The following is a 14,852-nucleotide window of genomic DNA, read 5'->3' as shown; positions in this document are numbered from 1 at the left end:
ATACCATCTCGAAAGAATTCGAGATCACTCGAACTGACATTTAGTTTTTATAAATTGATTTATGATAATTTGTGAGCTATCTTTTAAATCTAGATGGCTCTGTATTTTGAATTGAAATACTAGTTTTAAAGCGGTTCTCGATACAATCTCGAAAAAATTCGAGATCACTCGAACTGACATTTAGTTTGATATCGTGATTTAAAAAATCTCTAAGCTTCCTTTTCCTTCTCTAACTACTATAGGTTCGCCCTCTGATAAATCGATAACTGTTGAGGGCTCGTTATCGCCATAGCCACCATCGATTACCATATCGACCAGGTTATCCCATTTTTCTAGAATTAATTCGGGATCTGTAGTATACTCTAAAACTTCATCGTCGTCGCGAATAGATGTTGAGATAATAGGATTTCCTAGTTGCTTTACAATTTCTAATGCTATATTATTATTTGGCACACGAATACCAACGGTTTTCTTTTTTTTAAACGGATTGGGTAAGGTTTTTGAACCTGGAAGAATAAAAGTATAAGCTCCAGGAAGCGCTCGTTTTAAGATTTTAAAAACGGAAGTATCTATTTGCTTTACATAATCGCTTAAATTACTTAAATCGTGACAAATGAATGAGAAGTTAGATTTTTCGAGCTTTACACCTTTAATTCTCGCTACTTTCTCTAAGGCTTTAATGTTAGTAATATCGCAGCCTAAACCATAAACGGTATCGGTTGGGTAAATAATTAAACCACCCTTTTTTAAAACATCTACAACTTGTGCAATAGCTTTAGGGTTTGGGTTGTCATTATATATTTTTAGAAAAGTCGCCATGTTTATCTCGTGAATTTAAGTATACAATTTAAATATTATTTTGGTATGCAAAAGTGATTCCTTAAATAATTTAAACCCTAAAGATAAGACATATAAAAAAAGCACGATTTAAAACTTAAATCGTGCTTTTATAATTAGGTTTTGGATGCTTTAAATAAAATAAACTTGCGTTAATTTTTTTTTGACATTATGAGGAAGCTGGAAGATACCAGTTGATTGACCGAAGACGGAAGACCGAAGATGGTTGACCGAAGACCTAAAATTCCTGACTGTAAACTGCACACTGAAAACTGCCAACTACAAACTAAAGACTGCAAACTGTATACTGAAAACTAAACCCTATCCAATAACTTCCAGTTTTGCAAAACGCAACAACAGTTTTTTAACACCTCCATGTTGGAAATTAATTTCGGCTTTAGTATCGGCGCCAACACCTTCAATCTTTTTTACTTCACCAACCCCAAAACGTAAATGTTTTACAAGGTTACCTACCGTTAATTTACTATCAAACAAGTTCGCTTCTCCCTCACTTTTAGCAACAGGCTTTAAGTTTTTAGGGGTTGTTACTTGGAATTTTTCAGGTTCTTTTTTAGCAGCATTAGCCTTTTTAAATACGGGTTTTTTAGCTGGTTTATATCTTATTTTATTTGGATTCGCTTTAATATTTGGTTCGGCATCTCCAAAAATATCGGCAGAAAGCATCGGATTAAAACGGCGTTCTTCAATTGGCGTTACAATTTCTAAATACTGCTCATCGATTTCTGAAATAAAACGACTAGGCTCAGAATCTACCAATTTACCCCAACGGTATCTTGATAAGGCATAAGTTAAATAGGCCTGTTTTTCGGCTCTTGTAACAGCCACATAAAACAGTCGACGTTCTTCTTCCAATTCGGCACGTGTATTACCACTCATGGCACTAGGGAATAAATCTTCTTCTAAACCAACTACAAATACGTTTGCAAACTCCAAACCTTTTGCCAAGTGAATGGTCATTAAAGCCACGTGGTCTGGATCGCCTTTATCGGCGTCGGCATCAGTTGCTAAAGCTACATCTTCTAAAAACTCTGCTAAAGACCCTGTGGTATCGGCAATTTCTTTCTGGCCTTCCACAAAATCTTTCATACCATTTAAAAGCTCTTCAATATTTTCCATTTTAGCAACACCTTCTGGCGTGCCATCTTTATTGAATTCTTTTATAATTCCTGTGGTTCTTGTAACATGTTCTGCAAGCTCAAAAACATCGGCTGTTTGGTTAAGTACTTGAAAACTCTCTACAAGTGTTACAAAATTTTTAAGCTTAGTTTTTGTTCCTGCATTAATACTTACATTGGTTTTATCGATGTTTTTCATCACCTCGAAAATGGTGCGTTTATAGCCATTGGCTGCCACAATAAGTTTATCGACCGTGGTTTGCCCTATACCTCTAGCAGGAAAATTAATAATGCGTTTTAAGGCTTCCTCGTCGGCAGGATTAATTACCAAACGTAAATAAGCAACCACATCTTTAATTTCTTTACGTTGGTAAAAGGATGTACCACCATAAATTCTGTACGGAATGTCTCGTTTTCTTAAAGCATCTTCAATAGAACGCGATTGGGCATTGGTACGATATAAAACGGCAAAATCGCTATTTTTTTGTTGATTTTGCATTTTGCTTTCCCAAATGGTACTTGCCACATAACGTCCTTCATCACTATCGGTTAACGACCGATTAACAATAATTTTTCCGCCTTCATCATTGGCTGTCCAAACCACTTTATCGAGTTTGGTTTCATTTTTATCTATAATAGAATTTGCGGCGTTAACAATGTTTTTAGTAGAACGGTAATTTTGTTCTAATCGAAATACTTTTACATCGTCGTAGTCATTCTGGAAATTCAAAATATTATTAATATTAGCACCACGGAACGCATAAATACTTTGCGCATCATCACCTACCACACAGATATTCTGAAATTTATCCGACAAAGCTCTTACAATTAAATACTGCGAGTGGTTGGTATCTTGATACTCATCAACCAAAATGTATTTAAAACGGTTTTGATATTTGGCTAAAACTTCCGGAAAACGCGTAAGCAACTCATTGGTTTTTAATAACAAATCATCAAAATCCATAGCACCCGCCTTAAAACAACGGTCTACATATTCCTTATAAATTTCACCCATTCGCGGACGTCTTGCCATAGCATCGGCTTCCTTTAGCTCTGGGTTTTGCATGTAAGCCCGAACTGTAATTAAACTGTTTTTATACGACGAAATTCTGCCTAATACTTGTTTGTATTTATAGATGTCTTTATCCAAATTCATCTCCTTAATAATAGACGCTATTAAACGACCAGAATCTTGAGAATCGTAAATAGTAAAGTTACTTGGATAGCCTAGTTTATCGGCTTCAATTCTTAATATTTTAGCAAATATGGAGTGAAACGTTCCCATCCATAAATTCTTAGCTTCGCTAGCACCTACTATGGTAGAAATACGTTCTTTCATTTCTTTTGCCGCCTTATTTGTAAATGTTAGCGACAAAATATTAAAAGGGTCTATACCCTTACTCATCATATATGCTATACGAAATGTTAGCACTCTTGTTTTTCCTGAACCTGCTCCTGCAATAACAATCATAGGGCCATCTATTTGAATTGTAGGCTCTAATTGCGCTTCGTTTAACTGGCTTAAATACTTTTCCAAATCATCATCAATTTAAGTCGTGAAATTAACCATTGTTACGCTTTTTTTACTTCAGAATTATTAATAATTATAAACAATTTTAATCTATTCCTGCTTTTCACCATTTCCTGTTATGGCTTCTAAAAGCGCAGCTCTTAAACTAAGCCAAACAAAATTAAATACCGATTTTGTTTTATCTCTCTCAACAGGTTTGGATGACCCATACCTAAAAACATCATGATTATCTTTACTATGTTTAGATATAAAAACGTTTAACACGGCGGACAAAAGCTTGTTTTTTTCTTTACCATTATCCTTTAGCACAATAACATCAAAATCCTGATAATTCACTTTTAAGTCGGTTAGCGAACTGTTTTCATTACCATCAATAGTGAAAAACATGGTGTTAAATTCGCCTTTAAACTTTACATTTAAATTTGGTTCTGTAAATTGATTTAAATCTTCGGCTTGCAGATTACCAATTTCCGATTTAAACACAAAGGCGTCATTTTTATTATTAATATTAAAATCCCATTCCACCTTTAAAGGCGTGTTTTTCATAAACACAGCCTTAATATCCATGGCCGTTTTGCCACTATAAATGTTGCCTATGTTTTTAATAGTTGCATTTAACTCACTAAAAGCAAGCTCACCACCTTTTGAGTCCGGTTTAACCTTTTCTATATAATTAATCGATGAGTTTCTCATTTTAAAAACATCGATACCCAATTTAAAATTTAAATCGCGTAGCGCTTTACTATACAATGGTTTGTACGACATATCATCTGGCAGTAATTTATTTCTAAAAACTTTAAAATCTGCATGATGAATTGTTGCTAACGGAGTTTTAAAATGAAATAGAGTATCGGGCTCAAAACCAAATTTTGGCTGCGCTATTTCTAGAGAATCTATACTCAATCCATAATGGTCGCGCTCCACATTGGTGGTTGTAGATAAAGCTTCTTTTGTGTATTTTGTATTCAAAGTAATCGCTCTAAATTTAGCCGCTTCAGGATTTAAACTAAGCGTTTTTAATCTTAAATTTTCAAAGCTGTTCATAGCATAAAATAAGTCTCCCGTTTTAACATCAAACCCTTCATAGGACAGTTTTGGTTCGCCAGTATCCTTAACAACTAAAAGGTTTTTAATATCACATTGGATAGCCTCTGTTTTTAATAACAACGAGTCATTCGATGCCTTATACATCCTTAATTCGCCATCTTTTACCTGAATCGAGCCAATTTCTATGTCTTGTTTTAAACTAGATTTAAAGGAGTTGTTATATGATGATTTTTCAACCAAATCGTTATGAAAATAAGTAACCTGTGGTTTGCTTAAAACAATCTCATCTACTGCAATTTTGTTATTTACCAAATACGACCAATAACTTACCCCAGAAACACTTAAATCTTGAAAATCAACTTTTAAATTTATGGAATCGGTTGTTTTACCATAAACCGTAACGGTAGACTCTTTTATATTTAAATGTCCTGTTAAAATATTTAAGCTAACATCCTTATAATCTACCTTAATACTGTCAGAAAGGTTTTGCAAACCTGCTTTAAGTTTACTTTTTAGTTTAAAATTAACACCAAATAAAAGCGCTATTAGTAAAACTAAAACCCCTGCAAACCAGATTAATCGCTTTTTTAACTTAGAATTCATGTCATAAAGATATTCATTCAATATTTTTATACCATATTTTTAAATATCTTTATTGATTAAAATGTTAACTCATTTGGTTGACGGTTTATATATATCTTAAAAATTTAATATGGATACAATACTCGTTTTTTTATCAAACATAGCTTGGTGGGGCTGGGTTTTAATAGTGTTATTAATTGTAGCTATTCGCGATATATTCTTTCAAAAGTCGCATACCATTAGTCATAACTTCCCTATTGTGGGCCATTTACGCTATTGGCTAGAAAGTATTGGGCCAGAAATGCGTCAATATTTTGTAGCAAATAACAGAGAAGAATTACCGTTTAATAGAATTGAACGTGGCTGGATATACGCCTCTGCAAAAAAAGAAAACAATTACGAAGGATTTGGAACCGATAGAGATATTTACGCACACCAGCATATTTTTATTAATAATGCGATGATGCCTTACGAGTTGCCAGAAAATCATCCTAATAAAGAGGATAATTCCTTTTTACCCTGCGCCAAAGTTATGGGAGCATTTAACAAGCGTAAACGCCCTTACAGGCCAGCATCTGTAATTAACGTTTCGGCAATGAGTTTTGGATCCTTATCAGCAAAAGCTGTAGAATCCTTAAACAAAGGTGTAAAAATAGCCGGAGCATATCACAATACCGGCGAGGGCGGTTTATCGCCTCACCACAGTCATGGTGGCGATGTGGTTTTTCATTTCGGTACCGGATATTTTGGGGTTCGCGATAAAGATGGCAGATTCTCTATGGAAAAAATGGTAAAACTTGTAAACGACAATCCTTTTATACGCGCCATTGAAATAAAACTGTCTCAAGGTGCAAAACCAGGAAAAGGTGGTGTTTTACCAGGCGCCAAAATAACCGAAGAAATTGCTGCTATTAGAGGCGTAGAAGTTGGTAAAGATGTACTATCGCCACCCAACCATAAAGCATTCTCTAACGTTCCAGAAATGGTCGATTTTATAGAGCAAATTGCCGAAGCCACAGGATTGCCGGTAGGAATTAAGGCAGCCATTGGAAAACTAGAACAATGGAAAGAGCTAGCCCAAATTATGAAAAAAACCGGAAAAGGCCCCGATTTTATTACCGTAGATGGTGGCGAAGGCGGAACTGGTGCAGCACCACCAAGTTTTGCAGATCACGTGTCACTGCCATGGGTTTATGGATTTAGCGATTTGTATAGGTTATTTAAAGACGAAGGATTATCAGAGCGTATTGTATTTATTGGTAGCGGTAAACTAGGGTTTCCTGCTAAGGCCGCTATGGCTTTTGCTATGGGTGCAGATTGTTTAAACGTGGCCAGAGAAGCTATGATGAGTATAGGCTGTATTCAGGCTCAAATTTGCCATACCAACCGTTGTCCTGCAGGCATTGCCACACAGAAAAAATGGACACAAAACGGTATTAATATACCTTTAAAATCCGAGCGTTTGGCCCAATATTTTAAGACTTTCAGAAAAGAATTTATCGAAATTACACATGCCGCTGGCTACGAACACCCCTGCCAGTTTAAAATGAGCGATATCGAAATAAATGTAGACGACCACAACCTTTCAAAACAACTAAGCGGCACCTACATGTACGAGAAAACACCTGTGCCTTTTCAAGGTGTTCAACACCTAAAGGATTGCATGCATTTAGGAGGAGCAAAATAAGGTTACAATTACAGTTTACAGGCTAAATTAAAACTATTAACCCCAAGCTTAAACTGTCTTTTCGATTGTTTTTTTAGGGCGCAACCACAAGCGGTCGGGCTATACGCTACAAGTCCTCGCACCTCCTGCGTCGGGCTGTGGGCTATCCGCTACTATCCCTTGCGCAGACTAAAGTAGAAACTTATCGTTTTCAAAACAATAAAACGTTTTTAAACCCACATTAAATATAATAGTTTTAAATAAATTTTGTCCAATAAACACAAACCACTTATGTTTGTAAATAATTAACTTATTTTATGGATACCAGCCGCATTATCGATGTTTTTTTATTTGCAATACCCACAATAATTACCGGCTTTATTGCCTTCTATTTTTTTAGAGAACACACTAGAAATGAAGATGGGCGTCGTCGTTATTTATTAAAAAAAGACATGCAAGTTAACGCTATGCCATTACGCCTACAAGCTTACGAGCGTATGGCGCTTTTTCTAGAACGCATTTCACCATCAAAATTACTTATTAGAATAATACCAACATCTTCAGATAAAGACGATTACGAAACTTTACTTATACAAAGTATTGAGCAGGAATTCGAACACAATTTGTCGCAACAAATTTACATTACCGATAAATGTTGGAGCATTGTAACCACATCAAAAAACGCCACAATTCAACTTATTAGAAAAGCAAGCATGTCCGAAAAAACAGACTCTGCTAATAAACTTCGAGAAGTTGTTTTAACCGAAATGATGGAACGACGCTCACCAAGCGATACTGCATTGGCATTTATTAAAGAAGAAGTATCAAGTTTGTGGTAAATCTTTTTCGCGTAACTCGTTAGACTGCGCTTGCTCAAATTTATTTTTTGCGTAATAATAGCCTTGTTGCCACCATTTGGTCATTAATTTTTTATTAAAAACCAACGAGTTTTCGGTAAGTTTAGACGGTGTGTAATACAAGTTTAGTTTAACGTGCTTATTTTTAGCAGCTAACTTGCCAATTAAAATATCGCTTCTTTCCACCTGGTCTAAAAGATGCCCAAAAAGATTTAGCATTAAAGAAAACGGATTTTTACCCAACACCTTATTATAAGCCATACTTTCAGACTCTAAAATAATAGCATCAATTTCGGTAGCGCCTCTTAAAATAGCTTCCCGAATAGGAACCACACAACCAAAAGCGCCATCGGCATACTCAAACCCGTCTTTTTTAACTAAAGACATAAACGGAATATAGTTACACGAAATCCAAATCCAATCGCAAAACTCATCGTAACTAAAATCTTTTATAGATTTATATTCCACAATGTTTTTAGAAAGGTTAGAGACCGTTACTACCACATCTTGCTTAGTTTCTTTAATAAATTTAAATTCCTCATAAGTAAAGTGTTTTTTTAAGTAACGTTTCAAAGCCTTACTTTCTCCAAAGGTTCGTTTTCTTTTAACAAACTGCCACAAGGAGTTTATAAAATCAATTGAAACATACTCCCTATCCCCTTTTCTACGTACTATAAAAGGACTAACACTAAAAATATTTTTTTGATTAACATTGGTAAATACCTTGTGGATCTTATCAATCTTTCCTGCTGCCAAATGCGGAATTAACAAACTACCTGTCGATGTTCCTAAAAACATATCGTAATGTCTGCCTTCTTCCTTAATTAAATACTCAGCAACACCACCTGCGTATGCGCCTTTACTACCACCTCCCGAAATTACTAATGCCTTCATTTTTTATCTTATGGGAGTAAATATACTAAGAAGTACAATATTTTTCAATATCCACAATAAACTAATACACAATTAAATTTAAACAACTATTACTTCCTACAATAAGCATTTTATAGAAAAATTCAACAAAAAAACACTATTAATAGGCTTGCATAAAAAAGATTAATTATTTTAGTACCAGCTATTAACAACCAAACACCCATACATGAGAAAACACTACTTTCTTACAGCAATTTTATTGCTTGTAATTAGCGTTTCTATTTTTGCTTTAAATAAAATAAATTTTAAAGAAGCGGTATTAAAAAACATAAAATCATCTTTTAATACCGAAACACTAAATTTGGATGAGTTACTACCGCCTTCCGCAGGTATTTCAGGTACTACAACTGTTTGCCAAAACAGCACACAGCCAGAAATAACCTTTACAAGCATGGGAGGAACAGCTCCTTACACAATTAATTACACATTAAATGGTACAACACAAACAATAACTTCAACTGGAAATAGCACAACAGTTTCGGCCAGCACCAATGAAGCTGGAACGTTTGTTTACCGGTTAGTATCTATAACCGATGGAAATAATAATACTAGCGCTATAAATGGTAATGCAACGGTTGAGGTAACTGAGCCTCCAATGGTGGATTTTAACTTTAATAACGTAGGAGCTTGCTCTGGCACCCCTATTAGTTTTACCTCCAACGCCAGTGGAAATAATCCCTTTACATACAATTGGGACTTTGGAGATGGAGAAACAAGTACCAACGCTAATCCATCTCATATTTTTGAAGCTCTTGGTTGTGGCACAGAAAGTTTTAATGTTGAATTGACGGTTACAGACTCAAATGGATGTACTACTACCATTACAAAATCTATTAATGTTTTAGAAAAACCGCTAATTCAATTTATAGATAATGATAATAGATTTGACCCTTTTAATAATTGTGGAAATAATACAACAGACCCATCATACACGATTAATGTTGGTTTAGAAAATTCATCACCTTGCGTTAACTCTTATAATGTAAACTGGGGAGATGATAGCCCAATAGAAACAGGGGTTACTTTTCCTGCCACACATACCTATACGCAATTAGGCTCTTTCAATATGAACATAACGGGAATTGGAAATAATTGCGATAACACGGTTACTTATTTAATAAAAAACTCAAGCAACCCCACAGGCTCTATTGTAAACCCTGGAAATACGGTTAATCTTTGCACACCTATACCCGCTATAGACTTCGCCATAGGCTCATGGGCCACAAATCCACCGGACACCAACTATAATATTGATTTTGGAGATGGAACAATAGAAAACTACACTCAAGACCAATTAGAAGCTTCCACATACTTTAATTCGACAAACCCCGCTAATTCGCAAAACTTTCCAATTCCGCACACCTATACAGAAACGAGTTGTCCAGATTCCTATACTGTTGTTTTAACTATTATAACATCCTGCGGACAAACCAATTTAACTGCTGGTCCAATAATAATTTTAAGAAAGCCTGAAATTGATTTTGAAGATTTGCCTATAAGTTGCGTAAATACAAGCGTTCAATTTGAAAACACCTCATTAGATGGATATAGCAATAATTGTAGTATTAATGATGGTTATTATTGGGATTTTGGAGATGGCTCAACGTCAACTGTGCGAAATCCAAGTCATGTTTATACAGCTCCAGGAACTTATACCGTTTCTTTATACGGCGAAAACTCTTGTGGTGTAACCAATACCGTAACCAAAACCATCTGTATAGAACCAGAACTAGCCGCTGCATTTACATTAAACACAAACAACGGCTGTACGCCTCTAGCTATTCAAACAACAAACACAACCGATTTAAGCGAAAGTTGTGGTGGCGAAACCTACCTCTGGGAAGTTAATTATGCTTCTGGGTTTTGTGGAACTTCAGAAAGCTGGAATTTTACAAGTGGAACTGATGAAAACTCCGCATCACCAGCATTTAATTTTTTAAACGCAGGAACATACACCTTAACTTTAACAACCGAAAATTCTTGTGGAACTAATAGTACTTCCGAAACTATCGAAGTTAAAAGACCTCCAACAGCAACTATAAATAGTATTAGCAATGCTTGTGGTTCGGCCTCAATTTCTCCTGTTGCAAATATTGATGCCTGTGCACCAAACTCGGAAACGGTAACTTATAATTGGAGTTTCCCAGGAGGAACACCATCATCCGCTAATACTTTAGACCCAGGAACCATAGTGTATGCAACACCTGCCGATTATCAAATTACATTTAGTATAACTAATGGTTGCGGAACCACAACAGACACTGAGGACTTTAGCGTTAACCCCATTCCTACCGTTACTAATACAGACCTCACTCAAACTATTTGTTCCGGAACCGATACCACAGAAATACTACTAACCTCCGATATAGCAAGCACTACTTTTAATTGGATAGCAACAGCTCCTAACGGAGTTACAGGTTTTACGGCTTCAGGAAATACAGACGCTATTCCTACTCAAACTATTTTTAATACGAATACCACTTCAGAAGACGTTACTTTCGTTATAACGCCATCCGTAGATGGTTGTGATGGAACACCCGTAAATTTAATTATTACTGTAGACCCAGCTCCGGCATTTACAAATCAACCCGATTCGGAATCCTTATGTTTAAATGGTAGCATATCGCAATTATCTGTTTCTGTTAATGGACCAGGAACACCAACGTACCAATGGTATAGTAATACGACAAATTCTAATTCTGGAGGAAATGAACTTACAGGAGAAACGGCTTCAACTTACACGCCACCAAATAACCCTGTTGGCACTTTTTATTATTACTGCGTGGTATCATTTTCATCAGGCGCAGGTTGTAATGAAATTATTTCTGATATTGCCACTATTGAAATTGTAGATGGTATTCAAATAGACACCAATCCAACTTCCACACAAAGCTTATGCGTTGGTGGAACCTTACCTTCTGCTTTAACTGTTACACATTCAGGCGGAACAGGAACAATTTCATATCAATGGTTTAGCAATACAACCAATTCCAATACTGGAGGCACAAGCATTTCTAGCGCTACTAATTCAACCTACACACCTCCAGCATTCAATGCAGCAGGTACGTATTATTACTATGTTATGATTACGCTTAATGGTAGCGGATGTAGTCCAATTTCTAGCGATGTTGCAGAAATTATAGTTGCTGAGGATCCCACAATCACCTCTCAACCTCAGGTTTCGCAAACCCTCTGCCAAGGTATTACTCCTCAAGATTTAGAGGTAACAGTTTCTGGAGGCTTAGGAACAACGTACACATACCAATGGTATAGCAATTCAACCAATTCCAATACAGGAGGTAATATTATCTCAGGTGCAACTAACACTAGTTACACACCTGCTACAGTTACCGTTGGTACGCTTTATTACTACGCCGTTATTTCACAACCTGGAATTGATTGTAGCGTGGTTAGTAATCCTGCTGAAGTAACTGTAAACCCTGCACCAAATTTTACAACCCAACCCGCATCAAACACCTATTGTTTAGGAGATACTTTAAACCAACTATCTGTAAACTACGAAAACGGGGTAGGAACACCAACCTATCAATGGTACTCAAATACGGTAAATAACACTTCTACAGGTTCAGCAATTTCAGGAGAAACCAATTCAAATTTTAATCCACCATCTGCAACTGTTGGCAACGTATATTACTATGCTGTAATCACTTTTTCTTCTGGTGGCTGCACACAAATTACCTCTAATGTAGCAGAAATAACTATTAACCAAACCCCAAACATCAGCAATAAATCTGATATTATTTGCAGCGGCAATACATTTACCATAACACCAGATAGTACTAGTGGAGACATTGCACCAACGGGAACCACGTACGTTTGGGCGACACCAACAATTAACCCTGCCGGTACCATTACTGGTGCCTCCAGTGAAAACTCACCAAAAACAAACATTAGCCAAACATTAACCAATACAACTACAAGCCCTTCAACTGTTACTTATAGCGTTACTCCTACTTCTGGAACTTGCGTTGGTAACACGTTTGAAGTTGAAATTACTGTAAATCCATCCATCAGCATAACAAGCAGTCAAACCAACAGCAATTGTTATTCGGCTAATACGGGAGATTTAGATATTGAAATTGTTGGTGGCGTGCCTTTTTCAATAGGAAACCCGTATCAAATTTCATGGACAGGACCTAATGGTTTTACTAGTACAAATGAAGACATTTCTAATTTAGAACCTGGTGATTATACTGTCGCTATTTTAGATGATGGAGGTTGCCCTTTCACCGAAAACTTTACAATTACTGAACCCAATGAACTTGTATTTTCGACCATTGATTTTAATCCTGAAACCATATCTTGTTTTAATGCAGACAACGGTTCTATAAGTATTGAAATTTCAGGAGGTACAGCGCCTTACACCTATAGTTGGACTAGAAACAATATTCTATATGCCACAACTGAAGATTTAACTAATCTTAGTCCTGGTGAATATGAAGTAACGGTTACTGATGCTAGTAATTGTCCCACTATAAGCAGAAGTTTTTCAGTGGTTGAACCTGAGGAATTAGTAGTAGGTCTAGTAAACCAAGTTAACGTTATTTGCTTTGGAGATGCCACTGGAGAAATAAATATTAATACCGTTGGAGGAAGAACTATAGAAACCTCTCCAGATGTATTCGATTACAGCTATTCTTGGACTGGTCCTAATGGATTTACAAGTAATCAACAAAATTTAATTAATTTAATAGCAGGAACCTATACTGTTACCGTTACCGACAGGTCAAATTGCACCGATACTTTAGAGCTTGTTTTAACCGAAACGGATGAAATCATTATCGAATACACAGCTACCGAAATTGAATGTTATAACGATAACGATGCAACAATAAACATCACTAATATTTCTGGAGGAAACTCGCCCTACACCGTTGCTTGGAGTAACTTAGGCTCGGGCATGTCGCAATCTAACTTATCTCCTGGCGATTATACTATTACGGTTACAGACAACACCAATTGCGAAAAGGCTGTAACCATAACAATTGTTGAACCTCCTATTTTCACCATAAACCCGACAACAAATAATGTATCTTGTTTTGGAGAAAGTGATGGTCGTATTATTTTAAATTTAGTAGGTGGTATAACTCCCGTTAATTTAGTTTGGGATGATGACCCAACCGCTGGCGTAGAACGAAACAATATAGGCCCAGGTACCTACACCGTAACCATTACCGATAGCAAACCATGTGTTATTACTGAAACATTTACAATAACAGAACCTAACGCCTTATCACTTTCTGCTAACACTAGTGATGCTTTAAATTGCGATGACGCCAATAGTGGTTCTATAAATTTAATTGTAACAGGAGGCACACCTCCATTTACATATTCATGGTCCAATGGAGACACAACCGAAGACTTAACTAATATTCCTCCAGGAAATTATGCTGTTAATGTCACCGATGCTAATAATTGCGAAACATCTGGCACCTGGCAAATTAATAGATTTGAACCATTAGAAGTTAGCGTTGATACTAATACTATTTATGATTGCGATACAAAAACTATAAATCAAACTTTTGTAGCAATGGTATCCGGCGGCGTTCCACCTTATAACATTAATTGGTCTAACGGAACGGTTAGCGGCACCAATGGTGAATTTATGAATACCACGCAAAATGGTTTGGTAATTATTAGTGTTACTGATAATATAAATTGCAGCACGAGTTTTTCATATAATGTAGACATTCCTATGTTTGGCGACCCCGATTTCTCTGTAACCTCAAGCGCTATTTCTACCTACGGGTTTTATTCCATTGAAGACCCTATTGAGTTTACAAATTTAGCCACAGGAGATTACGAATCGATTTCATGGGATTTTGGAGATGGTAATTTTTCTTCAGACGAAAACCCAACCCACATTTATAATAATGAAGGCTCCTATTCAATTATTCAGACCGTTTCCTATCCTTTTGGATGCGTTTACACAAAACAATTTACTTTGGTTGTAGAAAAAGGATATAAGATAATTATGCCAAATGCATTCACACCAAATGGCGATGGTATGAATGCTTATTTTGTACCAGAATCCATCGCATTAAACACTATAGTATTTAATATTTACGATACTTGGGGTAGTTTAATTTATTCTGAAGAAGGTGATACAATAAAGGGATGGGACGGAAAAATAAACGATGCAGAAGCAGAAAACGGCAATTATTATTTCACCTTTTCCGCGAAAACATTCTACGGCAAAACTATTACACAAAAAGGCGCTTTTGTATCTATTAAATAAGCAA

Annotated in this window: 7 protein-coding genes; 3 read left to right on the top strand and 4 right to left on the bottom strand. The window is 36.0% G+C overall.

The features are described from left to right. Positions 1 to 198: 198 nt before the first annotated feature. From BMY96_RS06385 to BMY96_RS06375, 3 genes are all read right to left on the bottom strand, one after another. Positions 199 to 819 (bottom strand): L-threonylcarbamoyladenylate synthase, encoded by a 621-nt coding sequence (locus BMY96_RS06385; protein ID WP_092850542.1) that lies wholly within the window; start codon positions 817 to 819, stop codon positions 199 to 201. A gap of 339 nt (positions 820 to 1,158) precedes the next feature. After that, entirely contained in the window at positions 1,159 to 3,510 is a 2,352-nt protein-coding gene (locus tag BMY96_RS06380) for an ATP-dependent helicase (RefSeq protein ID WP_092850539.1), read from the bottom strand. Positions 3,511 to 3,594: 84 nt separating this feature from the next. Then, a complete protein-coding gene (locus BMY96_RS06375; RefSeq protein WP_092850536.1) occupies positions 3,595 to 5,154 on the bottom strand; it encodes an AsmA family protein in 1,560 nt (519 codons plus the stop codon). A gap of 109 nt (positions 5,155 to 5,263) precedes the next feature. On the opposite strand from BMY96_RS06375, the gene BMY96_RS06370 reads away from it, so the two are divergent. Further along, positions 5,264 to 6,820 (top strand): FMN-binding glutamate synthase family protein, encoded by a 1,557-nt coding sequence (locus tag BMY96_RS06370; RefSeq protein ID WP_092850533.1) that lies wholly within the window; start codon positions 5,264 to 5,266, stop codon positions 6,818 to 6,820. Between the two features lie 296 nt (positions 6,821 to 7,116). Beyond that, a complete protein-coding gene (locus BMY96_RS06365) occupies positions 7,117 to 7,638 on the top strand; it encodes a DUF7935 family protein (protein WP_092850530.1) in 522 nt (173 codons plus the stop codon). On the opposite strand, the gene BMY96_RS06360 is transcribed toward BMY96_RS06365, so the two are convergent. Continuing rightward, positions 7,624 to 8,550: a patatin-like phospholipase family protein gene (locus BMY96_RS06360; RefSeq protein WP_092850527.1), complete on the bottom strand. Its 927-nt coding sequence runs from the start codon at positions 8,548 to 8,550 to the stop codon at positions 7,624 to 7,626. The two genes, BMY96_RS06365 and BMY96_RS06360, sit on opposite strands and share 15 nt — an antisense overlap. Positions 8,551 to 8,755: 205 nt before the next feature. On the opposite strand from BMY96_RS06360, the gene BMY96_RS06355 reads away from it, so the two are divergent. After that, positions 8,756 to 14,848, top strand: a complete 6,093-nt coding sequence (locus BMY96_RS06355) for a PKD domain-containing protein (protein WP_092850524.1) — start codon at positions 8,756 to 8,758, stop codon at positions 14,846 to 14,848. Positions 14,849 to 14,852: the final 4 nt, after the last annotated feature.

Origin of the sequence: Algibacter pectinivorans, assembly GCF_900112595.1 — a bacterium.
GTDB classification, from domain to species: Bacteria; Bacteroidota; Bacteroidia; order Flavobacteriales; family Flavobacteriaceae; genus Algibacter_B; species Algibacter_B pectinivorans.
The sequence above is the reverse complement of the archived record's forward strand: the minus strand, read 5'-3'. Positions and strand labels throughout refer to the sequence as shown.

Coding starts and splice junctions, on each gene's coding strand:
- BMY96_RS06385 (WP_092850542.1), bottom strand. CDS start 819: ATGGCGACTTTTCTAAAAATATATAATGACAACCCAAACCCTAAAGCT.
- BMY96_RS06375 (WP_092850536.1), bottom strand. CDS start 5,154: ATGAATTCTAAGTTAAAAAAGCGATTAATCTGGTTTGCAGGGGTTTTA.
- BMY96_RS06370 (WP_092850533.1), top strand. CDS start 5,264: ATGGATACAATACTCGTTTTTTTATCAAACATAGCTTGGTGGGGCTGG.
- BMY96_RS06365 (WP_092850530.1), top strand. CDS start 7,117: ATGGATACCAGCCGCATTATCGATGTTTTTTTATTTGCAATACCCACA.
- BMY96_RS06360 (WP_092850527.1), bottom strand. CDS start 8,550: ATGAAGGCATTAGTAATTTCGGGAGGTGGTAGTAAAGGCGCATACGCA.
- BMY96_RS06355 (WP_092850524.1), top strand. CDS start 8,756: ATGAGAAAACACTACTTTCTTACAGCAATTTTATTGCTTGTAATTAGC.